This is a genomic window from Microbacterium sp. M1A1_1b, assembly GCF_053345565.1.
This window is the reverse complement of the sequence record NZ_JBKFAJ010000001.1, coordinates 458,086-483,818: the sequence shown is the minus strand read 5'-3', so window position 1 is coordinate 483,818 and position 25,733 is coordinate 458,086. Positions and strand designations below refer to the sequence as shown.

The window sequence follows — 25,733 nt, the reverse complement described above, 5'->3', positions numbered from 1 at the left end:
CTTGCTGGTGGGACGCTCGGCGGCCCGCTTGGATGGGGGCTCACCGATCAACTCAGGAGGCGGCACAGTGGCTGCAGTCAACAGCTTCGGCTCGAAGGACACGTTGTCGGTCGGGGGTGTCGACTACGCGATCCACCGGATCGACTCCGTCCCCGGACACGAGAAGCTCCCGTACAGCCTCAAGGTGCTGCTCGAGAACCTCCTGCGCACCGAGGACGGCAAGAACGTCACCGCGGACCAGATCCGCTCGCTCGGGTCGTGGCGACCCGAGGCCGACCCGGACACCGAGATCCAGTTCTCGCCGGCCCGCGTCGTGATGCAGGACTTCACCGGCGTGCCGTGCATCGTCGACCTGGCCACCATGCGCGAGGCGATGGCCGACATCGGCGGCGACCCGAACAAGATCAACCCGCTGTCGCCGGCCGAGATGGTCATCGACCACTCCGTCATCGCCGACCTGTTCGGTCGCGAGGACGCCCTGCAGCGCAACACCGACCTGGAGTACGAGCGCAACGGGGAGCGCTACCAGTTCCTGCGCTGGGGCCAGACCGCGTTCGAGGACTTCAAGGTCGTCCCGCCCGGGACCGGCATCGTCCACCAGGTCAACATCGAGTACCTGGCGAAGGTCACCTACACGCGTGACTTCGACGGCGAGACCTACGCCTACCCGGACACGCTGGTCGGCACCGACTCGCACACCACCATGGTCAACGGCCTGGGCGTGCTCGGCTGGGGCGTCGGCGGCATCGAAGCCGAGGCGGCGATGCTCGGCCAGCCCGTGTCGATGCTGATCCCCAAGGTCGTCGGCTTCAAGCTGTCCGGCGAGATCCCCGCCGGTGTGACCGCGACCGACGTGGTGCTCACCATCACGCAGGAACTCCGCAAGCACGGCGTCGTCGGCAAGTTCGTCGAGTTCTACGGCGAGGGCGTCAGCGCCGTGCCGCTGGCCAACCGCGCCACCATCGGCAACATGAGCCCCGAGTTCGGTTCGACGGCCGCGATCTTCCCGGTCGACGACGTCACGCTCGACTACCTGCGCCTGACCGGTCGCGACGACGCGCAGATCGCCCTGGTCGAGGCCTACTCCAAGGCCCAGGGCCTGTGGCACGACCCCTCGGTCGAGCCGGCGTACTCCGAGTACATGGAGCTCGACCTGTCGACGGTCGTCCCCTCGATCTCCGGCCCGAAGCGCCCGCAGGACCGCATCGAGCTGTCCAGGGCGAAGGACCAGTTCGAGGTCGACCTGGCCAACTACGCCACCGCCGACCACTCCGAGCAGGACAAGGCCGTCGCGGACACGTTCCCGGCGTCCGACCCGGTCGCCGCTGCTCCCGGCGACGAGCACGCGGTCGAGGACACCGACTACGCCCAGCCCTCCGAGGTCCCCGCACACGCGTCGAGCGCCCCGACGACGGCCTCCAAGCCGACGTCGGTCGCCATCGCCGACGGTGCGCCGTTCACGATCGACCACGGGGCCGTCGCGATCGCCGCGATCACCTCGTGCACCAACACGTCGAACCCGTCGGTCATGATGGCCGCCGGCATCCTGGCGCGGAACGCCGCCAACAAGGGCCTGACCGCCAAGCCGTGGGTCAAGACCACGCTGGCGCCCGGTTCGAAGGTCGTCACCGACTACTACGAGAAGGCCGGTCTCACCACCTACCTCGAGCAGCTCGGCTTCTACACGGTCGGCTACGGCTGCACCACGTGCATCGGCAACTCGGGCCCGCTGCCCGAGGAGATCTCGCAGGCCGTGCAGGACAACGACCTCGCCGTCACCGCGGTGCTGTCGGGCAACCGCAACTTCGAGGGCCGCATCAACCCCGACGTCAAGATGAACTACCTGGCGTCCCCGCCGCTGGTGATCGCGTACGCCCTGGCCGGGTCGATGCACTTCGACTTCGACAAGGACGCGCTCGGTACCGACCAGGACGGCAACGACGTCTACCTGGCGGACATCTGGCCCGACGCGGCCGAGGTCCAGCAGGTCATCGACACCTCGATCGACACCGAGATGTTCACCCACGAGTACGGCTCCGTGTTCGAGGGCGACGACCGCTGGAAGAACCTGCCGACCCCGACGGGCGACACCTTCGAGTGGGACACCGAGTCGACCTACGTCCGGAAGCCCCCGTACTTCGACGGCATGACGATGACGCCCGACGCGGTCTCCGACATCTCCGGCGCGCGTGTGCTGGCGAAGCTCGGCGACTCGGTCACGACCGACCACATCTCGCCGGCCGGCTCGATCAAGGCCGACAGCCCGGCGGGCAAGTACCTCGCCGAGCACGGCGTGGACCGCAAGGACTTCAACTCCTACGGCTCGCGGCGCGGCAACCACGAGGTCATGATCCGCGGCACGTTCGCCAACATCCGGCTGCGCAACGAGCTGCTCGACGGGGTCGAGGGCGGGTACACCCGTGACTTCACCACCCCCGACGGCGACCAGGCGTTCATCTACGACGCCTCGGAGCACTACCAGCAGCAGGGCATCCCGCTGGTCGTCTTCGGCGGCAAGGAGTACGGCTCCGGATCGTCCCGCGACTGGGCGGCGAAGGGCACCAACCTGCTCGGCGTCAAGGCCGTCATCACCGAGAGCTTCGAGCGCATCCACCGCTCGAACCTGATCGGCATGGGCGTCGTGCCCCTGCAGTTCCCCGCGGGCGAGTCGATCGAGTCCCTCGGGCTCGACGGCACCGAGGTCGTCTCGATCTCGGGCCTGACCGCACTGAACGAGGGCACCACGCCCAAGACGGTGCACGTCACCGCCGAGCCGAGCGCGCACTCGCCCGAGGGCAAGCAGACCGTGGAGTTCGACGCCGTGGTCCGCATCGACACCCCCGGCGAAGCCGACTACTACCGCAACGGCGGCATCCTGCAGTACGTGCTGCGGTCGCTCGTCTGACGCATTCCGGACCGAACGGAAGGCCCGTGGCGGACCCGCCACGGGCCTTCCGTCTGCTGTCGGGGGACGCGCATAGAGTGGGCCGACAGCACGACGAAAGGAGCGCCCGTGACCCTGCTCGACAGCATCACGTCCCCGCGCGACCTGAAGCGTCTCAGTGACGCGCAGATGACCGAACTCGCCGCCGAGATCCGGCGCTTCCTGGTGGCCGAGGTCGCCAAGACCGGCGGACACCTCGGCCCGAACCTCGGCGTCGTCGAGCTGACCCTGGCGATGCACCGCGTGTTCGACTCCCCGCACGACCCGTTCGTGTTCGACACCGGGCACCAGTCGTACGTGCACAAGCTCGTCACCGGGCGCCAGGACTTCTCGCACCTGCGCGAACGTGGCGGCATCGCCGGCTACCCGCAGCGTCGCGAGTCCGAGCACGACATCGTCGAGTCCTCGCACGCGTCGTCGTCGCTGTCGTGGGCGGACGGCATCTCGCGGGCGTTCGCGCAGACCGGGCAGTCCGACCGCACCGTCGTGGCGGTCGTCGGTGACGGTGCGCTCACCGGCGGCATGACGTGGGAAGCGCTCAACAACATCTCCGACGACAACGGGCGTCGGCTCGTGATCGTCGTCAACGACAACGGCCGCTCCTACGCCCCGACGATCGGCGGCATGGCCCGCTACCTGAACTCCGTGCGCACGCGGCGTGAGTACCGCGCCCTGTACGAGAAGTCCCGCGACGTCGCGGCCCGCTTCGGTGCGCCCGGGCGTGCGGTCTACCGGGGCGTGCGCGGGGGCCTGCACGGCTTCCTGTCGCGGCTGACCAACAACGAGGCGCTGTACTCGAACCTCGACATCAAGTACATCGGCCCGGTCAACGGCCACGACCAGCAGGCCATGGAGAGTGCCCTGCGCCAGGCCAAGGAGTATGGCGCCCCGGTCATCGTGCACGCGATCACCGAGAAGGGCCACGGCTTCGAACCGGCGCTCCGCGACCAGGCGGACCAGTTCCACGCCGTGGGGCACATCGACCCCGAGACGGGCGAGTCGCTCGACACCGCGTCGGGGCCGTCGTGGACCTCGGTGTTCGCGACCACCCTGGCCGACCTCGGCGACGCGGACCCGCGCATCGTGGCGATCACCGCGGCCATGCTGCGGCCCACCGGGCTGCACCTGTTCCAGCAGCGGCACCCCGACCGCGTCATCGACGTCGGGATCGCCGAGCAGCACGCGGTGACGTCGGCCGCGGGCCTGGCGTTCGGCGGGCTGCACCCCGTGGTCGCGCTGTACGCCACGTTCCTCAACCGGGCGTTCGACCAGGTCCTGATGGACGTCGCGCTGCACCGTGCGGGTGTGACCTTCGTGCTCGACCGCGCCGGTGTCACCGGTCCCGACGGCCCCTCGCACCACGGCATGTGGGACCTGGCACTGCTGCAGGTCGTCCCCGGTATCCGCATCGCGGCCCCGCGCGACGCGACCACCCTGCGCGAAGAACTGCACGAGGCCGTGGCCATCGACGACGCACCCACCGTCCTGCGGTGGTCCAAGGGCCAGGTCGGGCCGGACATCCCGGCACTGTCCCGTCTGTCCGACGGCGTCGACGTCCTGCACCGGCCCGATGCGTCGGACGAGGACGTCCTGCTGGTGGCGGTCGGGTCGATGGTGCCCGTCGCCCTCGACACGGCGGCGCTGCTCGAGGCGCAGGGCATCGGCGTCACCGTCGTCGACCCGCGCTGGGTGGTGCCGATCCCGGGGTCGCTCATCGAGCTGTCGCGGAGCCACCGGCTGGTCATCACCATCGAGGACGGCGTGCGCGTCGGCGGCGTCGGTACCCGTCTGCGGCAGGACCTGCGCGCCGCCGGGGTCGACACGGGCGTCAACGAGCTCGGTCTGCCGGACGCGTTCATCGACCACGCCACCCGGTCGCAGATCCTGGCCGACGTGGGGCTGACGGCCGAGGCGATCGCGCGCGACGTGTTCGAGCAGGTCGTGGGGACGAAGCTGCCGCAGGCCAAGCCGTCACGGTCCCGTTCGCGGGAGTCCGCCGAGCGGTAGGGCCGCGCTGCTGCGGGCCGCGGCCCGCCCGCCGGACCCGCGCCGGGCCTCCCGTCCGCCGCGGTCTGTTGTCGGTCGCCGCGACCTTTCGCACAACGGAAAGCACCCCGCACCACACACCGACGTGGCGCGCAGTGCTTTGCGTTGTGCGAACGCGATCCACGCCTCAGGGCAGCGGGTCGAGCGGTGCTTCGCGGCCCTCGCGGACGATGCGGATCCGGCTGTGTGTGGGATCGACCGGCTCGAAGCGGATGACGATGTTCTCCGCACGTGCCGCGAACGAGGTGCGGCGAGCGATCACCGCCCCGTCGTCGCGGATCTCCATCGCAGCTGCCCCCGGGACGATGTCCACCGCATGCTGGAGGACGTCGGGGAGGTCGACGAGCGGGACGGCGAGCACGACGCTCGGTCCGCTCGGTGCCCGCGGTGCCCACCAGTCCTGCACGCGGTCGACGCTACGCCGCCACAGCATACGCGGACCGCATCCCCGGACGGACATCGCGCCCCGTGGGGACGGGGCGCGATGGTCGTACGGGGGTGCGTTGGTGTCAGCGCGACTCGGGGCCGACGATCCGCGGGTCGTGGAACGTGCCGCCGAACACGCGCTCCGAAGCGCCGGAGCGGTCGAGGTACGGGCTGATGCCGCCGGCCTGGAACGGGTAGCCCGCGCCCAGGATGAGCCCGAGGTCGATCTCCTCGACGTGCTGCACGACGCCGTCCTCCAACATGCGGTGCACCTCGTCGGCCAGGGCGTCCTCGAACCGCTGCTGCATGGTGGCAGCGTCGACCGGGGCAGCGTCCTTCTTGGCCGGGGCGACGAGCTTGACCGCCGCGGGGTCGTAGCCCGTCACCGTGCCCTTCTTGTCGCGGGTCAGGATGGTGCCGTGCTCGGCGATGCGCTTCAGCCCGTCTCCGGGGTAGAACCGCTCGGGCCAGGCCGCGTGGTGCGAGTCGAGCACGTGCGCGCCGACGGGCAGCCCGACGAGTTCGAGCAGCTCGAACGGTGACATCGGCAGGCCGAGGGGCTGGGCGCCGGCGGTGACGACGTCGAACGGGGTGCCTTCCTCGACCCCGCGCATCGCCTCGCCGAGCACCCGAGCCAACACGCGGTTGACGACGAAGCCGGGCTGGTCGGCCGTGACGATCGCGGTCTTCTTCAGGGTCTTCGCGACCGCGAGTGCGGTGGCGACCGCCTGGTCCGAGGTGTCGGAGGCACGGACGACCTCGACCAGGGGCATGACCGCCACCGGGTTGAAGAAGTGGAACCCGACCAGGCGCTCCGGCTGCTGCAGCACCGAAGCCATCTCGGCGACCGACAACGACGAGGTGTTGGTGGCCAGGATGGCGTCCGGCGCGATGACCTGTTCGATCTTCCGTAGGACGTCCTGCTTGACGCTCATCTCCTCGAACACGGCCTCGATCACCCAGTCGGCGTCGGCGAAGGCGTCGTACGACACCGAGCCGCTGACGAGTGCGGTGATGCGGTTGGCGTCGTCCGGAGACACGCGGCCCTTGTCGAGCAGCTTCGCGACCTCGCCCTGGATGCGGGCCACGCCGGCGTCGACACGGGTCTGGTCGACGTCCGTGATGACCACCGGCACGCCCAGACGACGGGCGAACAGCAGCGCGAACTGCGACGCCATCAGCCCGGCGCCGAGCACGCCGACCTTGGTGATCTTCTTCGGCTCCACGTCGGCCGGAGCGCCCACCGGACGCTTGGCGCGCTTCTGCACGAGGTCGAACGCGTACATCGAGGCCGCGAACTGGTCGCCGGAGAGCAGGTCTGCGAGCGCGTCGTCCTCGCCGGCGAAGCGCTCGTCGAGGCTGCCGCTCTTCGCCGCGGCGACCAGGTCGAGGGCCCGGAACGGCGACTTCGGCACGGTGCCGATCTTCGACGCGACCTGCGAGCGGGCGACCTTGACGACCGTGCCCCAGGCGGCCTTCTCGAGCATGCCGGGTTCGTTCTTGCGGACGACCTTGGTGCGGCCGGCAACCACGCCGTCGGCCCACGCCACCGCGGACGGCAGGAACGTGACCGAGGGGATGAGCACGTCGCCGACGCCGAGGTCGACCGCTGCAGCCCCGTCCATCAGGCGGTTGTTCTTCAGCGGGTTCTCGACGATGACGCGGAGCGCCTTCTCGGGACCGATCAGGCGCGGCAGCAGGGTCGCACCACCCCAGCCGGGGATGATGCCGAGGAACACCTCGGGCAGGCCGATGCCCTGCGCAGCCGACGAGAACACGCGGTAGGTGCAGTGCAGCCCGACCTCGAGTCCTCCACCGAGCGCGATCCCGTTGATGAACGCGAACGAGGGCACACCGAGGTCGCTGAGCTTGCGCAGGGTCGCGTGTCCGAGTGCCGCCAGGTCGTGGGCGACCGCACGCGAAGGCACCGACGCCGCCTGGGACAGGTCGGCTCCGGCCGCGAAGCAGTACTCCTTGCCGGTGATCGCGACGGCCTGCACGGTGCCGTTCGCCGCCTCGGTCTTCAGCGTGTCGAGCACACCCGACAGCTCGATGAGCGTGCGCGGGCCGAGCGTCGACGGACGCTTGTAGTCCTTGTCGTTGTCGAGCGTGATGAGCCCGAGCGTGCCGCCCGAGGGGAGCGGGACGTGCTTGAGGTACGAGTGCGTGACCACCTCGTCCTCGGAGAGCGCGAGCAGCTGGTCGTTGTCGACGAGGGTCATGATCAGGCCGCCTTCCGTGCCGCTGACTTGCTGTAGCCCGGGTTCTCCCAGATGACGGTGCCGCCTTGGCCCAGACCGATGCACATGGTCGTGATGCCGTACTGCACGTCGGGACGCTCGGCGAACTGCGCGGCGAGCTGGTTCATCAGACGGACGCCACTCGACGCGAGCGGGTGCCCGACGGCGATCGCGCCGCCCCAGGCGTTGACGTTCGTGGATTCGGCCGGGATGCCGTAGTTGTCGAGGAACGCGAGCACCTGCACGGCGAATGCCTCGTTGATCTCGAACAGCCCGATGTCGTCGATGGACAGCCCGGCCTTGGCCAGTGCCTTGTCCGTCGCGGGCACCGGACCGATGCCCATCACCTCGGGGTCGACGCCGGCGAAGGCGAAGGACACCATCCGCATCTTCGGGGTCAGGCCGAACTGCTTGGCACCGGCGTCCGAGGCGATGAGACTCATGGTCGCACCGTCGTTGAGTCCCGCGGCGTTGCCGGCGGTGACACGACCGTGCGGACGGAACGGGGTCTTGAGCGCGGCCAGTGCCTCGAGCGTGGTGCCCGGGCGCGGCGGCTCGTCCGTCGTCACGATGTCCCAGCCCTGCCCGGTGTTCACCTCGATCGGGACCAGGTCCGGCTGCAGCTTGCCCGCTGCCCACGCGGCGGCGTAGCGCTGCTGCGACTGCACGGCGAACGCATCGGTGCGGTCCTTCGTGATCGCCGGGAACCGGTCGTGCAGGCGCTCGGCGGTCTTGCCCATCACGAGCGCGTCGGCGTTGACCATGCGCTCGGCGATGAAGCGGGGGTTCGGGTCCGAGTTGAAGCCCATCGGGTGCCGGCCCATGTGCTCGACACCACCGGCGATCGCGATGTCGGCCGCCCCGAAGGCGATGGCCCCCGCGAGGGTCGTCACGCTCGTCATGGCGCCGGCGCACATCCGGTCGATGGCGTAGCCGGGCACGGTCTTCGGCAGCCCGGCGAGCATGCCGACGGTGCGTCCGAGCGTCAGGCCCTGGTCACCCTGCTGCGTCGTGGCAGCGACCGCGACGTCGTCGACGGCCGCGGGGTCGAGGGACGCGTTCCGGTCGAGCAGTCCACGCATGGCGTGCACGGCGAGGTCGTCGGCGCGGGTCCGCCAGAACACCCCCTTCTCCCCGGCGCGTCCGAACGGTGTCCGCACGCCGTCGACGAAGACGACGTCTGATGCCTTTGGCAAAGCTGGCCTCCACAGATCCACATCGATCGAGTCGGGGCGACAGGTGCGCTCCGACCCTGGTCGGGGCGTACCCCGACGACGGTCCCGACGCTATGCCCCCGGGCTGAGGGCATGCACCTCGGTTGGTCGGTTCCTACGACGCAGCGGGACCCGCAGCGGCGTCGTCCTGTCCTTCTGCCACAACCGGGGAACGGTCGTCCTCCAGCGCGGAGGACGTCGCGGCGGGCGTCGTTCCGGAGCTCCCGCGCGCTGCCACGACGAACGCGTCGGCGATCACGCCGGCGGTGGCCTCGACCTGCCAGGGGCGGGCATCGAGGGCCGCGAGCGCAGCGCCCACCGATGCCGTGTCGACGGCCGCGGGCGGCTCCCAGGCGATCGTGCGGAGCGTGTCCGGGGTCAGCAGGTTCTCGAGCGGGACGTCCAGCTGTTCGGCGACGGCGGTGACGGCTGCGCGAGCACCCTTGTACCGACGGTCGGCAGCGGGGTTCCGGTCGGCCCACGCGCGAGGTGGGGGCAGCGTGGGCTCGCCCTTGCCGCGGAGCTTCGGCAGGTCGTCGGTCGTGCGCCCCTCGTCCACGGCGGCCCACCAGCGGTCGATCTCGGAGCGGCTCGCGCGACCCGTGAAGGCCTTGAGCGCGGCCAGGTCCTTGCGGGTCTCGGGAGCCGCTGCGGCGGCGGCCACGATCGCGGCGTCCGGGATGATCCGGCCGGGCGCGGTGTCAGACTCCTGCGCGAACGCGTCGCGCGCCCTCCAGAGCGACCGGGCGATCGCGAGCGCCCGGGTGCCGCGCAGCGCGTGCATGCCGGACAGGCGCCGCCACGGTTCCGCCCACGGCGGCTTCGGCGCGCGGTGCAGCACGGCGTCGAACTCCTGCGCGGCGATGTCGGACTTGCCGGCGTCGTCGAGCACGGCAGCCAGGGCGTCGCGCAGGTCGGGCAGCAGCTCGACGTCGAGCGCGGCGTACACCAGCCACGACTGGGGGAGCGGGCGCGTCGACCAGTCGGCAGCGGAGTGGGCCTTGGCGAGCGTGATGCCGAGCAGCTGCTCGACGACGGCGCCGAGTCCGACGCGCGGGAAGCCGGCGATGCGTGCCCCGAGTTCGGTGTCGAAGATGCGGGTCGGGACCAGCCCGACCTCGAGCAGGCAGGGCAGGTCCTGCGAGGCAGCGTGGAACAGCCACTCCTGGTCGACGATGGCGTCCTGCAGTTCCTGGAACGAGCCGATCGCGATCGGGTCGAACAGGAAGGCCCCGGCTCCGCGTCGGAACACCTGGATCAGGTACGCCCGCTGCGAGTAGCGGTAGCCGCTGGCCCGCTCGGCGTCGACCGCGACCGGCCCGTGGCCCGCTGCGATGGCCGCGACGGCCGCCAGGTAGTCCGACCGGTCCTCGATCACCTTGACGGCGTCGTGCCCGGCCTCGAACGAGGGCACGGCACCAGCCGACGGCGCAGCAGCAGCGACGGGCGCCGCCGCAGCAGCGGCGACGGGTTCAGCCGCCGGCGGCGCACTCGGCGCCAGGAAGGGGTTGTTCGGGTCAGTCACGGGCGAGCCTCCTGGGGCCGAGCAGCGTCACGCCGTCCGACGACGGTGGCAGTCCTGCGAGCATGGTGACGATCTCCTCCCACGCCTCGACGTGCGCGACGAGGTCGGTGCCGCGCGGCGTCCACGACGCCCGGAGCTCCAGCTGTGCGCCGTCGCCCTGCGCCGCGAGCTCGCCGTAGCCGCGGGAGATGATCTTGGTGGCGGTGCCCGAGGCCCGGTCGTACTCGGCACCCTGCGCTGCCAGGGCGTCGACGAGCCAGCTCCACGTGACGTCGGCGACGAACTCGTCGACACCGATCTCGGGCTCCAGGGGCGCCTGGGCGAACGTCACGATGCGGAACGCCCCTGCCCAGCCCTCGGGCTCGGACGGGTCGTACAACGCGATGAACCGGCCGGTCCCCAGGTCGGAGTCGACGCCGTGCTCGACGCCGGACACGTCCGCGGCCAGGGCGATCGAGAACGGCGCCAGGCGCGAGGGCGACGGGATCTCGGTGATGGTCGTCTCGGCACGGGTCCCGCCCGCGGCGACGTACGCGCGGAGCTGCGCGAAGGCCTCGGGCTCAGGGGTTTCGGACACGGATGCAGACTAGGCTCCGGACCATGTCCCGTTCCGTGCGACCCGCCGAGGACGTGGTGCAGGAGACCGCACGCTCCGCCGGCCTGGTCGCCCTGGGCGCCGGTCTGGCCGCAGCCGTCGTCGGCACCGCCGTGGTCGGTGGCTTCGTCGCCGCGATCGCCCGGATGGTCGTCACCCCGGACCGCAAGCGCACCGAGCGGGTCCCGATCCTGGCCGTGGACCTGCAGCGCGCGACCGTCGTGCTCGAGCGCACGCCCGACACCGAGCTGCAGGGCCGCTACAGCCTGTGGTTCGGCGGCGGGACCGGGCACATGCGCGTCGGCGACGTCCTCGAGACCACGACCGCCACCGTCACCCGGCGCATCATCGCCGTCGACGCCGGTGACCCGACCACGGCCCGTCGTGGTCGGTGGGGCGGCTGGTTCTACCTGACCCCCGGCGAGCTCGACGTCCCCGTCGAGGACATCGACGTCCCGACCCCGAACGGCCCGGCTCCGGCCTGGGTCGTGCGTGCCGACGACCCCGCCGCCCCGTGGGCCGTCCTGGTGCACGGCCGCGGTGTCACCCGTGCCGAGACGATCCGCGCGCTGCCGGTGTTCCGGGCAGCGGGGTACTCGGTGCTGCTCGCCTCGTGGCGGAACGACGGTGTCGCGCCCAAGAGCGTGGACGGCCGGTACGGGCTGGGCTCCACCGAGTGGGAGGACGTCGACGCGGCGCTCCGCTGGGTCGAGGGACAGGGCGCCACCAGCGTGGTCCTGATGGGCTGGTCGATGGGTGGCGCGGTCGTCCTGCAGACCCTGGTCCGGTCACCGTTGGCGCAGCTGGTCGACGGTGTCGTGCTCGAGTCGGCCGTGGTCGACTGGCACGCGGTCCTGAAGTCGCAGAGCCGGGCGCTCCGGCTGCCCCGGGTCGTGCGCAAGGTGGCCCAGCGGGTGCTGCGGACGCCGGTGCTGCACCGGTTGGCCGGTCTGCAGCAGCCCGTCGACCTGCGCGAGCTCGACATGGTCGCCCGCGCCGACGAACTCACCGTGCCGATCCTGCTGCTGCACAGCGACGACGACGGCTTCGTGCCCTCGTCGGCCTCGCACGCGCTGGCTGAAGCCCGCCCGGACCTGGTGCGGCTCGAGGTCGCCCACGTCGCGCGGCACACCAAGCTCTGGAACCACGACGCCGACTGGTTCGACGCCCGCATCCTGGCGTGGCTGACCGAGGTGGTGCAGCCGCGCGACCAGCGCGCGGCCCGGTAGTCTCGCCGGATCGGACAGGAGGCCCGGTGCCAGCTGGCACCGGGCCTCCTGTCCGTCGGTGGTGCTGTCTACTGCACCGCCACCTGCGCGCGCACCTGGCGCTGCACCCGGCCGAGCATGCCGACCATGCCGCGGATGCGCAGCGGGCTCACTGCCTCGTTCAGGCCGAGTGTGAGCGGGTAGTCGGACGGCACCGCCAGCACCTGCTCGGCGGTCAGACCGGAGAGCCCCTGCGCCAGGATCGACGCGAACCCGCGCGTGGTGGGTGCTTCGCGCGGGGCGGTGGCGTGCATCCGGACCACGTCGGGGGCGTCGCCGTCCTGCCCGACGGTCACGGTGATGAACACGGGGGACTGGCACTCCTCGACCCGTTCGAGCTCGTCCTCGTGGCCCTGCAGACGCTCGGGCAGCGCGGGCAGCTCGTTCGAGAACTCGAGCAGCAGCTGCAGGCGGTCCTGCTGGGACAGTTCGAGGAACTCGTCGCGGATGTCGGCGAGGGCCTGGGGGAGGGCGTCGGTCATCGGGTCGGCAGGCTTCCGGGTTCGGCGCCCTGCACGATCGGCACGCGCACGGCGCTGCCCCACTCGGTCCACGAGCCGTCGTAGTTGCGGACGTTCTCGTAGCCCAGCAGGTGCTGCAGCACGAACCAGGTGTGGCTCGAGCGCTCACCGATGCGGCAGTACGCGATCACCTGGTCCGCGTCGCCGATGCCCGCGCCCTCGCGGTAGACCGCGTCGAGCTCGCTGCGGGACTTGAAGGTGCCGTCCGGCGCGGCGGCCGTGGCCCAGGGGATGTTGACGGCGGTCGGGATGTGACCGCCGCGCAGGGCCCCTTCTTCCGGGTAGTCGGGTGCCGTCGTGCGGTCGCCGCTGTACTCGGGGGCACTGCGCACGTCGATGAGCGGCTTGCCGATGTGCTCGAGCACGTCGTCCTTGAACGCTCGGACGGGCGCGTCGTTCCGCTCGACCACGGGGTAGTCGACCGCGGTGACGTCGGGTCGGTCCGTCGTGACGGGGCGGTCCTCGGCGATCCACTTCGCCCGGCCGCCGTCGAGCAGCCGGACGTCCTGGTGCCCGAACAGGGTGAACACCCAGAGGGCGTAGGCCGCCCACCAGTTGTTCTTGTCGCCGTAGATGACCACGGTGGTGTCGCGCCCGATGCCCTTGCCGCCGACCAGGCGTGCGAAGGCGTCGCCGTCGATGTAGTCGCGCTGCACCGGGTCGTTCAGGTCTGTGTGCCAGTCGATCTTGACGGCGCCGGGGACGTGACCCGTCTCGTAGAGCAGGACGTCCTCGTCGGACTCGACGACCACCAGGTCCGCCGGCCCGGCAGGTCCGGGCTGCCCGACGGCGCCGGCGTCCAGTTGCTCCTGGAGCCACGCGGTCGAGACGAGTCGTTCCGGGTGTGCGTAGTCGCGGAAGGTGTCGGACGGGTCGACCGGTGCGGTCATCGCGGTGCCTCTCTGCGGGTCGTGGCGCCGGACTAGGATCAGTGGTCGGCGTCGGGAACAACGGTACGCGGACCCACTGTCTGCCCGGTGCACCGTGACACCGAACGACTCGTCCCCGGAAGGCCCTGCATGCCCCAGCACCTCGTCGACCGCGACCCGCAGGTGACCCCCGCGCAGATGGCCGCGGCGCTCGTGCCGCCGCCCCAATTCGCGACCGCATCGTTCGAGTCGTACCGACCGGACCCGGACTACCCGTCTCAGGCCGCCGTGCGCGACGCCGTCGCCGCGTTCGTCGCCACCCGGCCAGAGCCGGCCAGGCGCGGCTTGTTCGGGCGGCGCCGCTCAACCGACTCGACCGAGGGCGCTGCGCGGTCGGGCGTGTACCTGGACGGCGGGTTCGGTGTCGGCAAGACGCACCTGCTCGCCGCCGCGTACCACGCCGCGTCCGGACGCAAGACGTTCGGCACGTTCATCGAGTACACCGCACTGGTCGGCGCGCTCGGGTTCCAGGGCACGATCGACCTGCTGCGCGGCACGGCGCTCGTGTGCATCGACGAGTTCGAGCTCGACGACCCGGGCGACACGATGGTGATGACGCGTCTGATCAAGGAACTGAGCGAGACCGGCACCCGGTTCGCCGCCACGTCGAACACCCCGCCCGGGGCACTGGGCGAAGGGCGGTTCGCCGCGCAGGACTTCCTGCGCGAGATCCAGGCGATGTCCGACCGGTTCGAGACCATGCGCATCGACGGCCTCGACTACCGGCGCCGCGCGGTCGACGAGTCCGCCCGGGTCGTCGACGACGTACCGGCCGCGCTGCCCGAGGGCTCGGTCACGCTCGACGACTTCCGCGCCGTCGTCGCGCACCTGGCGTCCGTGCACCCGTCCAAGTACGTCGCCCTCGTCGAGGGGCTCGACGCGGTCGGGCTGACCGACGTGCAGCCGTTCACCGACCAGACCGACGCGCTGCGGTGGGTAGCGCTGGTCGACCGCCTGTACGACGCACAGGTCCGGATCGTGGCATCGGGCTCGCCGCTCGATCGGGTCTACCCCGAGGTCATGCTCGAGGGCGGGTACCGGAAGAAGTACCTGCGGGCCGCCAGCCGTGTCGTCGCGTTGAGCAGGGCCTCCTGAGGTCCCGGTAACACACTGTTCACACGGCGGGCCGCCGCGTTACACCCGCGAAACACAGCGTGCTCCGTCGTGAAACACCACCTCGCCAGACTCGGTTCCACCCGACGCGGTCCCGAGCCGCTTCTGCAACCGAGAGGTGAACAATGCTTGATCAGGGCCAAACCGGCTTCATCTTGATCATGGCGGCACTCGTGCTGTTCATGACGCCGGGACTCGCGTTCTTCTACGGCGGTCTCGTCAAGGCCAAGTCCGTCATCAGCATGATGATGATGTCGTTCGGGGCCATCGCCCTCGTGAGCGTCCTCTGGGTGCTCTACGGCTACGCGATCTCCTTCGCCAACACCGGTGACCACACCGCCATCTCCGGCGTCGTCGGGTTCTTCAGCATCGACTGGAACCAGATCGGGCTCGGCCAGGCGTTCGAGCAGTCGCAGTCGACCAAGCTGGCCGCGACCTACCCCGACCTGGCGTTCGTCGGGTTCCAGGCCACCTTCGCGATCATCACGGTCGCCCTGATCTCGGGCGCGATCGCCGACCGCGCCAAGTTCGGCGCCTGGATGGTCTTCGCGGGCGTCTGGGTCACGGTCGTCTACTTCCCGGTCGCGTCGTGGGTGTTCAACCTGACCTCAGGCTGGGCAGCGACGTGGGGCGTGATCGACTTCGCCGGTGGCACCGCGGTGCACATCAACGCCGGTGCCGCCGGACTCGCACTCGCGCTGGTCCTGGGCAAGCGCGTCGGCTTCGCCAAGGGCGCCCACAAGCCGCACAACCCGCCCTTCGTCCTGCTCGGTGCGGCCATCCTGTGGTTCGGGTGGTTCGGCTTCAACGCCGGATCCGCCGGCGCGGCGAACAGCACGGCCGCGCTCGCCTGGATCAACACGCTCGCCGCTCCGGCCGCCGCGGTCCTCGGGTGGCTGCTGATCGAGAAGCTCAAGGACGGCAAGGCGACGTCGATCGGTGCTGCGTCGGGTGCCGTCGCCGGTCTCGTCGCCATCACCCCGGCCTGCGCCAACCTGACCCCGGGCTGGGGCATCCTGCTCGGCTTCCTGGCCGGCATCGTCTGCTGCTTCGCGATCGACTGGAAGTACCGCCTGGGCTTCGACGACTCGCTCGACGTCGTGGGCGTCCACCTGGTCGGCGGCATCTTCGGCACGCTGTACCTGGGCTTCTTCGCCAACACCACCGGCCTGATCTACTCGGGGTCGTTCGTCCAGCTCGGCAAGCAGGCCGCCGCAGCCGGGGCCGTCGGCGCCTACTCGTTCGTCCTGGCCTTCCTCATCGGCTGGATCATCGAGAAGACGATGGGCTTCCGCATCAAGACCGAGGACGAGGTCGCCGGCATCGACACCGCGGTCCACGGCGAAGAGGGCTACGTGCTCTACGAGGAGGCGGACAAGACCCCCGTCGGGGTTCGCTGACCCGGTTCCACCGCGCGACGAAGGCCCCCGCAGCAGTGCGGGGGCCTTCGTCGTACGCGGGTCGGACTCGTGCCGGGGTCGGTAGGGTGCCTGCGTGGACGTCAGCATCGCGCACCCGTTGATCGACGCCGTCGGTCCGGGCTTCGTCGTCAGCGAGACCGATGCCGCGGTCGTCGCGCTGTCCTCCGCACGCATGGGACTCGTGCTCGACGCCCGGGCCGCCGACGTCGCCGTGGTGCTCCTCACCCCGTCGACCAGCCGCATCACGACCGCGATGCTCGCGATGCTGCGTCGGACGAGCAGCGTCTGGGTCGTCCGCGAGGGCGACCGGTACCGCGCTGCCGGCTCGATCACGGTCGCCGACGACGTCGCGACGGCCATGCTGGCACCCCAGTCGTCGCCGCGCTCGTCCCGCCTGGGCACGGACGAGGTCGCGTGGACCGAGGTGGTCGTCTCGGTCCACCACCGGGCTGCCGAGCAGACCACGATCGGCCGTCCAGCCGAACTGCTGCTCGGGGGACTCGCGGGTGTGACGCCGTCGGCATGGGGCTCGGTCGAGCCCGCGACCCTGCCATGGAGCGTCGCCGCCGTCACGGACTTCGCCCGTCGGCGCGCACCCCGCCCGACGCGCGTCGTCGCGTCTGCGGCCGTGGCGGGCGGATTCGCCGCCGTCGAGATCCGGGTCGACCGGTCCGCCACCGGGGTGACGGAGGAGACGCGGTTGGCCCTGCCCCGGACAGGAGGCGCGGCGCGGGTCACCGCGACGGGCGCACCCGTGGTGGATGGTCCGGTCGCCGACGTCCTCGCCGACCTGGCCCGTCGTCAGCGCGTGCTGCTGGGCACCGCATGGCGGTCCGGTGGGCACCCGGACGCGACGCTCGCTGCCCGCCAGCTCGGGATTCCCGTTCCGCTCGGCGCGGTCGTCGGTGCGGCGGCGGTCCGGGACCTCGGCGTCGACCCGGCCGTCCTGCCGGCCGGCGCCACGCTGGTCGGGTCGCCCAGAGTCCCGTCGTTGGTCCTGGACTTCACGCCGAGCAGCCCTGACCTGACCGGTGGTGTCGAGGTCGAGGCACGGTGGCGGCGGCTCGCCGAGGTCGGGACTGCGCTCGGCCCCCGCGTCGTCGCGTTGTTGGGCTTCGGGGAGGAACGATGAGCGCCGAGTGGGTGATCCTGTCCGACCGGCACGTCGACGCGGTCGCGGTCCTGCACGGTGCGGCCGCGGTGGACCCCGCGATCGGCATCCGGCAGCTCTGGGACGGCGACGCGGTGCAGCTCGTCACCGAGGGCGGCGACGTGCTGCTGACACTGTTCCAGTCGCGCCGGCTCGATCACACCGTCGACGCCAGACGCCTGCTCGGCCGGCCCTTGCCCGGGACGGGCGATCGGTTATGGTGGACGGAGATCCACGCGGCTGCGCACGCGCCGTTCCGGGGAACGGCCGAGAATATCGTGCGGAACACCGCGGACGCCGCCGGAGGAACGGCAGTGTCCCGCGCCGCAGCAGGGCACTGACCGAAGCCGACGGAACGACCAGGGGGAGCGGGATGACGAACGGCTGGCGGATCGAGCCCGCGGGCGTGCAGGCGGCACTCACCGACACCGAGACGGCGGCGACGAACCTGTCGACCGCGTTCGACGGACTCGCCGACGCACACGCGGACCTGACCACGGCGGTCGGGGACGACCAGGCCGTCGCCGGAGCCGTGGCCGCGCTCATCGAGAGCCACAGCGCGCTGCTGACCCGTGTCGGCAACCACATCACGGCCGGACTCGCCGGCGCTGCCAACGCGACGCTCGCCTACTACCGAGGTGACGAGGAGATGGCCGCAACGGCACAGGCGGCCGCGATCCGTGCCTCCGGCACCGGTGACTTCTCCGGGGTCGACCTGGGCGGTGACCGGTGACGGGGCAGTGCCGGGCCGACGGCCTGATCGACCCGGATGCCATCCCCGGCACGAACATCAAGGCCGAACAGGTCGACACCGCCGGTACGGCGTTCTCGACAGCGGCCACCGACGTGCAGACGCGCGGCTCCGAGGTGACTGCCGCGTGGTCGAAGCTCGGCGCCAGCTACACCACACCGGACTCGGCCCAGCTGCTGTCGGTCATGGACGGCGTCGAGACGGACACGGCGTCGTTGGCGGCGACCCTGCAGAAGGTGTCGACCCACCTCAGCGACTACGCCTCCGCCGTGGCGCCGATCGCCAAGCGACTCGTCGAGCTGAAAGCCGATGCCGAGACCTTCGTCGCCAAGGCGCTGCGGGGGAAGACCGTCGGCCCGTGGGACCCCGACCACCCCGCCAACCAGGGCATCGTCGGCCTGGTCCAGCACTTCGGCGAGGTCCTCGACGACGTCCACCTGCCGTGGGACCAGTACACGCCGTATGTCGACGAGAACAACGACCTGCTCACGAAGGTCGCCGAGCAGGAGACCAAGCTGTCGGCAGCATCGGCCGACTGCGTCAACGCGATCAACGGGCTGCGCACCGACATGTGCCTGGCCCCGGTGCAGGCGGTCGACTACACCGCCGCGGTCAAGGCGAACCAGCCGATGCCGTGGGGGAGCACCGGTCGGGGCGACCAGTCGTGCCAGGAGTCCTTCGACTCCGGTGTGTACGACGCCGCAAAGGGCACCGTCGAGGGGCTCGGCGGGCTCATCGGGTACAACTCGCAGACCGGCGAGTGGGGCGACGGAGACTGGGCCGCGCAGTCGTGGAAGGGCTTCGCGGAGTCCCTCGGGCTCATCGTCCTGATGGGCAGCCCGCCGCTGATGATCGCCGCCGCGCTGCCGAAGGGCATCCTGCCGGACGTCGTCGGTGACACCGCGAGGAACATCACGGACAAGCAGAAGACCCTGGTCGAGGGCTTCGTCGGGTCCCCGGACGACTGGCGGGACGACCCGGCGCACGCCGCCGGCGGTGCCGCGTTCAACATCGGGACGCTCTTCATCCCCGGCGCGGGCGAGGTCGGTGCCGGTGCGAAGGTCGCTGCGCTCGGGTCCCGGCTCGCCGTGCTCGGGTCCGACGGCTCCAAGCTCGCCGCGTTCGGCTCGAAGCTCGCCTCGGCCGGCACGACGATGGTCCGGGTCGGGGACGCGCTGTCGAGTCTGCCCGGCAAGGCGCTGTCCGGCGTGGGCGACCTGCTCGAGCGTGGTCGCGGGGGCTTCGCGGACGCGCTGCGGGGGCTCGGTGACAAGATCCCCACGCTCAAGGTCAGCGTCGAGCACGCCATGGCGACGCCGGACGGGCTCGGGGTGGGGCTGGGGCGACCCCACATCGAGGTGGGACACCCGGAGCCGGGGTCGCACTGGTTGCACTCGGTAGCGGATCGGGTGGACGGTGATGGCGGCAGCTCGTCTTCTTCGCCGCATGTTGGGTCGCACGAGACAAGCGCCGACCTCGACGGCCACTCGACCGCGGACAGCAGCCCGTCCGGTACTGATCGCACGGTACGGGACGTGCCGGCAGCGTGGCGTCACGTCGACCCGCTCGGCGACCCGCCTCGCGACCCGCAATTCGCTCGAGCTCGCGACGAGCAGCCGAAGATCGGCCACGTAGAGATTCAGACAGAACACGGCTCCGCGACTTGGGAGCTGCGAACGCGTTCGGCCGCCGGCATGTCTGCACAGCAATACTTCACAGGGATTCATCAGCTCCCGAAGGAAGTCCCCGAGCTCATCGGCAGAATGGAAGACGGCACTCGCGCTGAGTTTGATGGATTCATTCCTGGGGAATCGAAGAACACGTTCCTCGAAGTCAAGGGAGATCACACTTTCTTCCACAAATTCCAATCGCCCGAGCAGGTGGCTACGAGTCTCAGGGCCGAAGCCACCGCGGAGGCTGCGAATGCTTTGAGAAAGTCAGCGGTGATAGACTCGCTTGGTGGTGGAAACTTGGTCTACATCACGCCCGACAGTGTTTTTGCACGCGCCTTACGATCGGCTTTCCGACGAGCGGGAGTCACGGCACAAGTGGTCTTCCGACCGCTCGAGTAGGAAGTGTCCTCTATGGCTGAGAATATGCCCGAAGACGGAGAGCTGATGATCCGACTGTCCTGGGGGCCTCGAGAAGAGTCCCTTGAGGAAGTCGCGCGGAAACTTCGCAGCACTGCTGGTCTCGCCCGTCTGTTGGGTGGCCTGTTCGACCATGACCTGGCGCTGTTGGACGGAGAACGAGTCTGCGGATACCTTGATTCGCTCTCGGACGACGATCTCGTTGAGTACCTCCGCCTGCACGTCGCGACGAACAGTGACGGCTCTCCGCTCCCTCAGGATGGGTACTTCGCGCACCTCGAGTCAGCGCCTGGGCAGTTGGCTTCTGCGATGTTGACGATCCACGTCGGTGCGACTCGCACCCAGTTCTCCGCCGGGAACACGCTGAGCTTGTCGGTGTCGCAGGACTTCTCCCCAGATCACGTCGACACAGGGCTGTTCATGTCCAATCGTGGGGATGCAGTGCTTCGAGATCTCGTGACTCTGTGGCGACCAAAGCGTGCGGGTGTGTACCTCGCCGAAGCACTCGATGCGTACATCACCCTCGACTTGGCCGAAGAACTCGGACTGGTCACCTATTTGGCGGAATGCTCTGTTGCGTCGACGCCTGAGTACCAAGTGGAGCATGCCGGCAAGGACTCCTGGATCCACGTGTTGAACGTAGGGGTCCCATCGGGACTGAACGCGCGCGTCGAGCGCCTCGTCGACGCATCGCGAAAGCTGTCGCAGTCGCACGCAGACCGCTGAGGGTGCTCGCGCACTTGGTCTTGGTGAACTCGGAGGATGGTGGACGTGGAGATCGACGTCACTGACTGGTTCCTGGTGGCTGATTGGGATGCGCGACCGGAATCCGCAGACGAGATCGCCTCGCGTCTGGTGGATTCTTTTGCTGCAACCGAGAACGCGTAACGGGACATGGACGATTCGAGATGAGATCGTCGCTGTTCTCGGGGGCGTCCGACCTGCGAGTCGGGTTCGAATGAGCTGCGCGCGACGTCAGGCAGTCGGTTCGACGGTGTGCAGCCTCGTCAGATGGTCGGCATCGGTCCGGCACGGGGACGGACGGTGATGAAGATGGACCACATGACCGAACGGGCGGTGAAGCAAGAGCTGCCCGAGCTGTGGAATCTCCTCAATGCGACCTTCCATGCGGACTGGCGCGATGACTTCGAATCAGCCGATTCTGCGTTGGCTGAAGCCCTGATCGGCTACTCCCCACCGGACCTCAGTCGTGTTCATCACGAGGTGTCAGGGCTCCTCGCTGGCCATCACACGGACGAGCACTTCTCGCGGTTCTTCGACGTTTCTGGAGCGGACCTCTGGGTCGAGTCCGAGCTGGGCATCAGCGGTCGAGCGTTCGCGGAACTGCTCCACACCCTCACGAGCGGGCCTCTGGACCAGGACCGCCCCACTGTGAATCCAGCCATGCGTGGGCTTGGCACCATGGAGCGTCCGCACGGGCCCCACGACAGTCCGGAGGGGATGGTCGATTGAGTGACGCACTTGCACTGCAGAACGCGCTGGCGGTTCTCACGTTCGATCGGCTGGCTCCGGGGTGGCGGCGGTGCACGAGCGTGTTCGTGAACCTCGGCGTGACCGCGCGACTCGAGCGGGCGGTCGAGACTGACTCCACTGTCGTGCGGACTCCGCCTGCAGATCTCGCAGAGTTCGAAGCATGGAGCCAGCTGCGCGAGATCATGGCCGACCGAGAACGCGGAGCATGGCTCACCGGACGTCTCCGATTGGACTCCAGCGGTGCCTACAGTTTTGACTTCTCCTGGGACGAAGAGCCGCGATGGCCACTCATGGTCGACATCGACGGCCGTCTCGTGGAGTCATTGCCCGTGGAGAACTCGGAGCTCCGCGAGGACATGGCGAAGTACCCGCGGGATGCAACAGTCACGCCGCGATGGCTTGTCGAACGCCTGGGGGCATACCCTCTGGATTTCTCGGATGATTGGTCCGCAATGCTCGAACCGCTCGAAGCGAGCGACAACTGGTCGATCATCCGAGAGATGGTTCGAGACACAGTTCAGGTGCTCGGAGACGACCGCGATGCAGTGCTCGACAGTGATGTGGTCGCCGACGCGGTCTACAACGAACTGCTGGCATCCACGCGCGCAAGTCAGCTGATGCGCCTGCTGCGCGACGCGGCGGCAGGAGGGGTCGTCGAGGAACCGAACGGACTCACGCACGACGAGAGAAGTCCGTCTCGAGTGGTGATCGGCAGGGACGACGCATTCCGTGAGCACGTGCACGTGCTGCGTTCGCTCCTGGGCCAGTTGGCGATCCAGGAGATCGCCAACATCGTGACACGGGGAGGCATGCCATGAGTTCGATCGCTGAACTCAGCTACCGCGACTACGCGGATCGGATTCCGCTGCGATGCGGGATGAGTACCTGGCGCTGGGCGTCGACGAGGCGACGGAGGACGAGGTCCGGACGTTCCTGCGCCGGATGAATGCCAATTACCGGATCGATTCGGGTCCGGACCCAGGTCGGCAGCTGCTCCGGCAGGTCGGCGAACGGCTCGGACAGCTCGGACAGCTCGGTACCGTGGACCCATGACGACGACGTCGACGACCCTGAGCAACCTCCGCCCGGTCGGGGGACCCATGCTGCAGTCGGACCGCCCCCGAACGGTGTACCGGGCGAACTCCGAGCCCGTCCGACACCAGGCGTACCCGCCTGACCTGGCAGCGGTCATCGACCTGCGCCGCGACGACGAGGCCGATGCGCTCCGGCACCCACTCGCCGACACCGCGGCGTACCGCGCTGTGCCGCTGTTCGACCCGACCTCATCTGTTGAGTCGGCCGCGGACGCCGTCGAGCTCGAGGACCAGTACATCGACTGGCTCGAGCGGCACCGGTCGGGCATCGCCGCAGCACTCCGGGTGATCGCATCCACCGAGGGCGACGTCCTGGTGTGCTGCTCGGCGGGCAAGGACCGCACGGGGATCATCAGCGCGCTGCTCGCGCGACACTGGGGCGCGAGCGACGAGCGCATCGGGACGGACTACGCCGCGAGTGCCGCCGGCCTGGTCGACCGGTTCGCGGCGGAGCGTGCCGTCAGTGACGACCCGGCAGCGACGGCTCGCGCGCAGCGATGTGTGCCTGAGACGATGACGACGGTCATCGCCCACGTCGAGCGGCGGTGGGGGAGCGTGGACACGTACCTGCGGTGGCTCGGGCTGACGGCCGATGAGATCGGTGCGCTCTGATCGCGACCACATGACGGGAGGCTCGGTGCGCGTCCGACGCGCACCGAGCCTCCCGTCGGTCTGGTGACGTCACCAGGCGAAGTCCTCCGGCGACGTCGTGTGGCCGGGGAACAGCTCGTCCAGGCGCGCGAGCGCCGCGTCGTCGTTCCCGGGCGTCCTCGCCACCTGATCGGTAGGCTGGCCCGATGGGCCAGGGGACCATCGCACATCCGCTCGTCGACGCCGTGGGGACGGGCTTCGTCGTGACCGAGAGCGACGCCCGGGTCGTGGACCTCTCCAGCGCCCGGAGCGGCCTGCTGCGCGGAACCGCCAGTGCGGGCCTCGCCACCGTGTTGCTCACCCCCGCCACCAGCCGGGTCACGGTCGCACTGCTGACCGCGCTCCGCGGTGCCGGCGGGACGTGGGTCGTCCGTGTCGGCAACGCCTACCGTGCGGTCGATCCGGACACGGTCGCCGGGACGGTCGGCGAGGCATGGACCTCGTCGTCCGCGCCGGTCCGACGCGTGCTCCCGGCGTCTGACGAAGTCCCGTGGACCGAGTGTTCTGTCTCAGTGCTGCACCGGGCCACCGAGGGCGTCGTCCTCGGTCGGGCCACCGAGGAACTGCTCGAGGCCCTCGCCGGCAAGCCGCCACCTATGGGGCGACGAGCCCGGAGTGCTTCAGACCGATGCGCAGGTCATGGGTCGTGATCCCATGCCGTTGGAAGGGCACGGTGCCTTCCGGCTTGCCGAAGGAGATCTGAACAAGGTCATCGGTCAAGCACTCGAGGCGGCGGGTGGCGATGTGAAGAGCTGGGTGAGCGGTGGTTCATCGAAGTTGTTCGTGAGGAACTTCGAGGCGACTGCTCCAGTCGGGGTCCACTTCGGTGGTGCTCTGCAGCCGACAGCGTCGTTCCGGATAATCCTCCGCCGGGACATTCAATCTCCGCTGGGCTTCTACTTGAAGTCCGCCTTCCCGATCAGAGCGAAGTGACCCCTGTGAACCTCCAAGAGCTTTCTGGAACCGACCTCTGGCAGGCATTGCCTGCCCTCGCAAACCTGCTCGCCGGCACGTTCCACCAGGATTGGCGCGATGATTACGCAACAGCGGCGGAAGCATTCTCGGACAGCGCGGGCGGCTACTCACCCGCGGAGGCCAGTGCCGTGCAACGAGAAATCAGCACTCTCATCGGTCCTGCGCGGGCTCAGAACGAGCTGAGTTTCCTCGGGAGGAAACTCGAGTTGAACCTGGACCCTTTGACTGACTTCGACATGTCTTGGTCGGATTTCCTCGAACGAGTTCGAGCTGTGATCGGCGATGTCCATCCGGTGATCTGAGAACGGTAGCGTCCTCGTCCGCGGACACCTTCGCGGAGCGATCCTGCACCCGCCGGACACCGCCGTTCGTGCAGGTCGCGGGCGCCTTCGTCGTCGCCCACACAGAGAGGAGCTTCTACGTGACTTCGCTCGAAGACGACTTCGCGCTGCAGAACCGGATCGCCATCATGACGTTCGACCGCCTGGAGCAGCCCTGGTCGCGCGCGGCAGCGGTGTACGTGGAACTGGGCGTGACGGCGAAGTTGGAGTACGCCGTCGAGCGTGCCGGTGCCCTCTCGACCGCTGGCCTGCCGACAGCCGCCGAGTCCGATGCGTGGGCGGCTCTGCGGGAGCAGATGGCGGAGCCCGCCCGGGGCGCATGGTTCACGGCGCGTCTCCTGCTCGACGTCAGCGGCCGGTACCGATTCGAGTTCGACTGGGACCAGGAACCGGCCTGGCCTGTGACCATCGACGTCGACGGTCGCCTCCTCGAGTCGCGTCCCGTCGTGGGCCCCGACCTCCGCGACGACCTCCGTCGCTACCCTCGGTCGGAAGAGCCGACGTGGCTCCGGGAGCGCATCGCCGCGGACGTCGTCGAGTTCGAGGGCGGGGAACTCGACGGTGAACTCAGCGGGCTCACCGCCAGCAGCAACTGGGGTCTCGTCCGAACGGTCACCCGCGAGACCATCGATGCTCTCGCCAGTGGTGGCAGTACAGAGGACCTCGACGAGGAAGAGGTCGCGAGTTCGGTGTTGTCCGAGGTCCTCGGAGCGACACAGGGGCTCCACTTCGTGCGCCTGATGCGCGATGCAGCGGCAGCAGGCCTCGTCAGTCCTGTCGTGGTCCCGGACGTCGATCTCGATCGGCCTTCGTACGTCCTCGCGGGCGAGGACGACGCCTTCCGGGCGATGGCGGTGGCGGCTGTGCCGGTGCTCGAGAAGGTCGCGGCGTTCGAGCTCTGGAAGGTCGCGAGCAAGGAGAGGCCGCGTTAGCGCGCTCGGGAGT

At 69.7% G+C, this 25,733-nt stretch carries 24 protein-coding genes; 17 read left to right on the top strand and 7 right to left on the bottom strand.

Features of this window, described 5'->3' with window-relative positions:
* The first annotated feature begins 67 nt into the window (after positions 1-67).
* Positions 68-2,905, top strand: a complete 2,838-nt coding sequence (acnA, locus tag ACLBWP_RS02350) for an aconitate hydratase AcnA (RefSeq protein ID WP_447653878.1) — start codon at positions 68-70, stop codon at positions 2,903-2,905.
* A gap of 108 nt (positions 2,906-3,013) precedes the next feature.
* Positions 3,014-4,951 carry a 1-deoxy-D-xylulose-5-phosphate synthase gene (gene dxs, locus ACLBWP_RS02345; protein WP_447653877.1) on the top strand — a complete coding sequence of 646 codons (1,938 nt, stop codon included), beginning with the start codon at positions 3,014-3,016 and terminating at the stop codon, positions 4,949-4,951.
* Between the two features lie 166 nt (positions 4,952-5,117).
* Here the strand turns inward: dxs and ACLBWP_RS02340 are convergent, their stop codons facing one another.
* The 5 genes from ACLBWP_RS02340 to ACLBWP_RS02320 all read right to left on the bottom strand — a co-directional run bounded on the left by ACLBWP_RS02340 (position 5,118) and on the right by ACLBWP_RS02320 (position 10,972).
* The gene (locus tag ACLBWP_RS02340; protein WP_243563848.1) at positions 5,118-5,396 is read right to left on the bottom strand and encodes a hypothetical protein; all 279 of its coding nucleotides are present in this window, start codon (positions 5,394-5,396) and stop codon (positions 5,118-5,120) included.
* A 103-nt stretch (positions 5,397-5,499) separates the two neighbouring features.
* Positions 5,500-7,638, bottom strand: a complete 2,139-nt coding sequence (locus ACLBWP_RS02335) for a 3-hydroxyacyl-CoA dehydrogenase NAD-binding domain-containing protein (RefSeq protein ID WP_447653876.1) — start codon at positions 7,636-7,638, stop codon at positions 5,500-5,502.
* A 2-nt stretch (positions 7,639-7,640) separates the two neighbouring features.
* Positions 7,641-8,852 (bottom strand): thiolase family protein, encoded by a 1,212-nt coding sequence (locus ACLBWP_RS02330; protein ID WP_243563846.1) that lies wholly within the window; start codon positions 8,850-8,852, stop codon positions 7,641-7,643.
* A 133-nt stretch (positions 8,853-8,985) separates the two neighbouring features.
* Positions 8,986-10,395, bottom strand: coding sequence for an HRDC domain-containing protein (locus ACLBWP_RS02325; RefSeq protein WP_447653875.1), 1,410 nt, complete (start codon positions 10,393-10,395; stop codon positions 8,986-8,988).
* On the bottom strand, positions 10,388-10,972 hold the full coding sequence (locus ACLBWP_RS02320; protein WP_243563845.1) for a DUF3000 domain-containing protein: 585 nt from the start codon (positions 10,970-10,972) through the stop codon (positions 10,388-10,390). The genes ACLBWP_RS02325 and ACLBWP_RS02320 overlap by 8 nt, the downstream gene beginning before the upstream one ends.
* A gap of 23 nt (positions 10,973-10,995) precedes the next feature.
* Here ACLBWP_RS02320 and ACLBWP_RS02315 point away from each other — a divergent pair, with 23 nt between their 5' ends.
* The gene (locus tag ACLBWP_RS02315) at positions 10,996-12,219 is read left to right on the top strand and encodes an alpha/beta hydrolase family protein (RefSeq protein ID WP_243563844.1); all 1,224 of its coding nucleotides are present in this window, start codon (positions 10,996-10,998) and stop codon (positions 12,217-12,219) included.
* 68 nt (positions 12,220-12,287) lie between these two features.
* Here ACLBWP_RS02315 and ACLBWP_RS02310 read toward each other — a convergent pair whose 3' ends face one another.
* Entirely contained in the window at positions 12,288-12,740 is a 453-nt protein-coding gene (locus ACLBWP_RS02310) for a SufE family protein (protein WP_243561133.1), read from the bottom strand.
* Positions 12,737-13,669 carry a sulfurtransferase gene (locus tag ACLBWP_RS02305; protein WP_243561134.1) on the bottom strand — a complete coding sequence of 311 codons (933 nt, stop codon included), beginning with the start codon at positions 13,667-13,669 and terminating at the stop codon, positions 12,737-12,739. The genes ACLBWP_RS02310 and ACLBWP_RS02305 overlap by 4 nt, the downstream gene beginning before the upstream one ends.
* A gap of 129 nt (positions 13,670-13,798) precedes the next feature.
* On the opposite strand from ACLBWP_RS02305, the gene zapE reads away from it, so the two are divergent.
* The 14 genes from zapE to ACLBWP_RS02235 all read left to right on the top strand — a co-directional run bounded on the left by zapE (position 13,799) and on the right by ACLBWP_RS02235 (position 25,720).
* Positions 13,799-14,803 carry a cell division protein ZapE gene (zapE, locus tag ACLBWP_RS02300; protein ID WP_447653874.1) on the top strand — a complete coding sequence of 335 codons (1,005 nt, stop codon included), beginning with the start codon at positions 13,799-13,801 and terminating at the stop codon, positions 14,801-14,803.
* A 143-nt stretch (positions 14,804-14,946) separates the two neighbouring features.
* Positions 14,947-16,221 carry an ammonium transporter gene (locus tag ACLBWP_RS02295; RefSeq protein WP_243561136.1) on the top strand — a complete coding sequence of 425 codons (1,275 nt, stop codon included), beginning with the start codon at positions 14,947-14,949 and terminating at the stop codon, positions 16,219-16,221.
* A 94-nt stretch (positions 16,222-16,315) separates the two neighbouring features.
* On the top strand, positions 16,316-17,374 hold the full coding sequence (locus ACLBWP_RS02290; RefSeq protein WP_447653873.1) for a DUF6177 family protein: 1,059 nt from the start codon (positions 16,316-16,318) through the stop codon (positions 17,372-17,374).
* Positions 17,371-17,733 carry a hypothetical protein gene (locus ACLBWP_RS02285; protein ID WP_447653872.1) on the top strand — a complete coding sequence of 121 codons (363 nt, stop codon included), beginning with the start codon at positions 17,371-17,373 and terminating at the stop codon, positions 17,731-17,733. Before ACLBWP_RS02290 ends, ACLBWP_RS02285 begins: the two co-directional genes overlap by 4 nt.
* Before the next feature lie 32 nt (positions 17,734-17,765).
* Complete coding sequence (locus tag ACLBWP_RS02280; RefSeq protein ID WP_447653871.1) at positions 17,766-18,125, top strand: DUF6507 family protein; 360 nt, start codon at positions 17,766-17,768, stop codon at positions 18,123-18,125.
* Complete coding sequence (locus tag ACLBWP_RS02275) at positions 18,122-20,215, top strand: hypothetical protein (protein WP_447653870.1); 2,094 nt, start codon at positions 18,122-18,124, stop codon at positions 20,213-20,215. Before ACLBWP_RS02280 ends, ACLBWP_RS02275 begins: the two co-directional genes overlap by 4 nt.
* A 12-nt stretch (positions 20,216-20,227) precedes the next feature.
* Positions 20,228-20,959: a hypothetical protein gene (locus tag ACLBWP_RS02270; RefSeq protein WP_447653869.1), complete on the top strand. Its 732-nt coding sequence runs from the start codon at positions 20,228-20,230 to the stop codon at positions 20,957-20,959.
* A 285-nt stretch (positions 20,960-21,244) separates the two neighbouring features.
* A complete protein-coding gene (locus ACLBWP_RS02265; protein WP_447653868.1) occupies positions 21,245-21,706 on the top strand; it encodes a contact-dependent growth inhibition system immunity protein in 462 nt (153 codons plus the stop codon).
* A complete protein-coding gene (locus ACLBWP_RS02260) occupies positions 21,703-22,545 on the top strand; it encodes a hypothetical protein (protein WP_447653867.1) in 843 nt (280 codons plus the stop codon). The genes ACLBWP_RS02265 and ACLBWP_RS02260 overlap by 4 nt, the downstream gene beginning before the upstream one ends.
* A 231-nt stretch (positions 22,546-22,776) precedes the next feature.
* The gene (locus ACLBWP_RS02255; RefSeq protein WP_447653866.1) at positions 22,777-23,433 is read left to right on the top strand and encodes a tyrosine-protein phosphatase; all 657 of its coding nucleotides are present in this window, start codon (positions 22,777-22,779) and stop codon (positions 23,431-23,433) included.
* Between the two features lie 185 nt (positions 23,434-23,618).
* Positions 23,619-24,122: a DUF6177 family protein gene (locus tag ACLBWP_RS02250; protein ID WP_447653865.1), complete on the top strand. Its 504-nt coding sequence runs from the start codon at positions 23,619-23,621 to the stop codon at positions 24,120-24,122.
* Positions 24,088-24,405 carry a hypothetical protein gene (locus tag ACLBWP_RS02245; RefSeq protein ID WP_447653864.1) on the top strand — a complete coding sequence of 106 codons (318 nt, stop codon included), beginning with the start codon at positions 24,088-24,090 and terminating at the stop codon, positions 24,403-24,405. Before ACLBWP_RS02250 ends, ACLBWP_RS02245 begins: the two co-directional genes overlap by 35 nt.
* On the top strand, positions 24,402-24,749 hold the full coding sequence (locus ACLBWP_RS02240; protein ID WP_243561149.1) for a contact-dependent growth inhibition system immunity protein: 348 nt from the start codon (positions 24,402-24,404) through the stop codon (positions 24,747-24,749). Before ACLBWP_RS02245 ends, ACLBWP_RS02240 begins: the two co-directional genes overlap by 4 nt.
* Before the next feature lie 68 nt (positions 24,750-24,817).
* Positions 24,818-25,720 carry a hypothetical protein gene (locus ACLBWP_RS02235; RefSeq protein WP_447653863.1) on the top strand — a complete coding sequence of 301 codons (903 nt, stop codon included), beginning with the start codon at positions 24,818-24,820 and terminating at the stop codon, positions 25,718-25,720.
* Positions 25,721-25,733 lie beyond the last annotated feature (13 nt).

Excerpts from the sequence above, each read along its gene's own strand:
- ACLBWP_RS02335 (WP_447653876.1), bottom strand. The coding sequence starts at position 7,638 with ATGACCCTCGTCGACAACGACCAGCTGCTCGCGCTCTCCGAGGACGAG.
- ACLBWP_RS02315 (WP_243563844.1), top strand. The coding sequence starts at position 10,996 with ATGTCCCGTTCCGTGCGACCCGCCGAGGACGTGGTGCAGGAGACCGCA.
- ACLBWP_RS02310 (WP_243561133.1), bottom strand. The coding sequence starts at position 12,740 with ATGACCGACGCCCTCCCCCAGGCCCTCGCCGACATCCGCGACGAGTTC.
- ACLBWP_RS02305 (WP_243561134.1), bottom strand. The coding sequence starts at position 13,669 with ATGACCGCACCGGTCGACCCGTCCGACACCTTCCGCGACTACGCACAC.
- zapE (WP_447653874.1), top strand. The coding sequence starts at position 13,799 with ATGCCCCAGCACCTCGTCGACCGCGACCCGCAGGTGACCCCCGCGCAG.
- ACLBWP_RS02295 (WP_243561136.1), top strand. The coding sequence starts at position 14,947 with ATGCTTGATCAGGGCCAAACCGGCTTCATCTTGATCATGGCGGCACTC.
- ACLBWP_RS02285 (WP_447653872.1), top strand. The coding sequence starts at position 17,371 with ATGAGCGCCGAGTGGGTGATCCTGTCCGACCGGCACGTCGACGCGGTC.
- ACLBWP_RS02280 (WP_447653871.1), top strand. The coding sequence starts at position 17,766 with ATGACGAACGGCTGGCGGATCGAGCCCGCGGGCGTGCAGGCGGCACTC.
- ACLBWP_RS02270 (WP_447653869.1), top strand. The coding sequence starts at position 20,228 with ATGGCTGAGAATATGCCCGAAGACGGAGAGCTGATGATCCGACTGTCC.
- ACLBWP_RS02265 (WP_447653868.1), top strand. The coding sequence starts at position 21,245 with ATGGTCGGCATCGGTCCGGCACGGGGACGGACGGTGATGAAGATGGAC.
- ACLBWP_RS02255 (WP_447653866.1), top strand. The coding sequence starts at position 22,777 with ATGACGACGACGTCGACGACCCTGAGCAACCTCCGCCCGGTCGGGGGA.
- ACLBWP_RS02250 (WP_447653865.1), top strand. The coding sequence starts at position 23,619 with ATGGGCCAGGGGACCATCGCACATCCGCTCGTCGACGCCGTGGGGACG.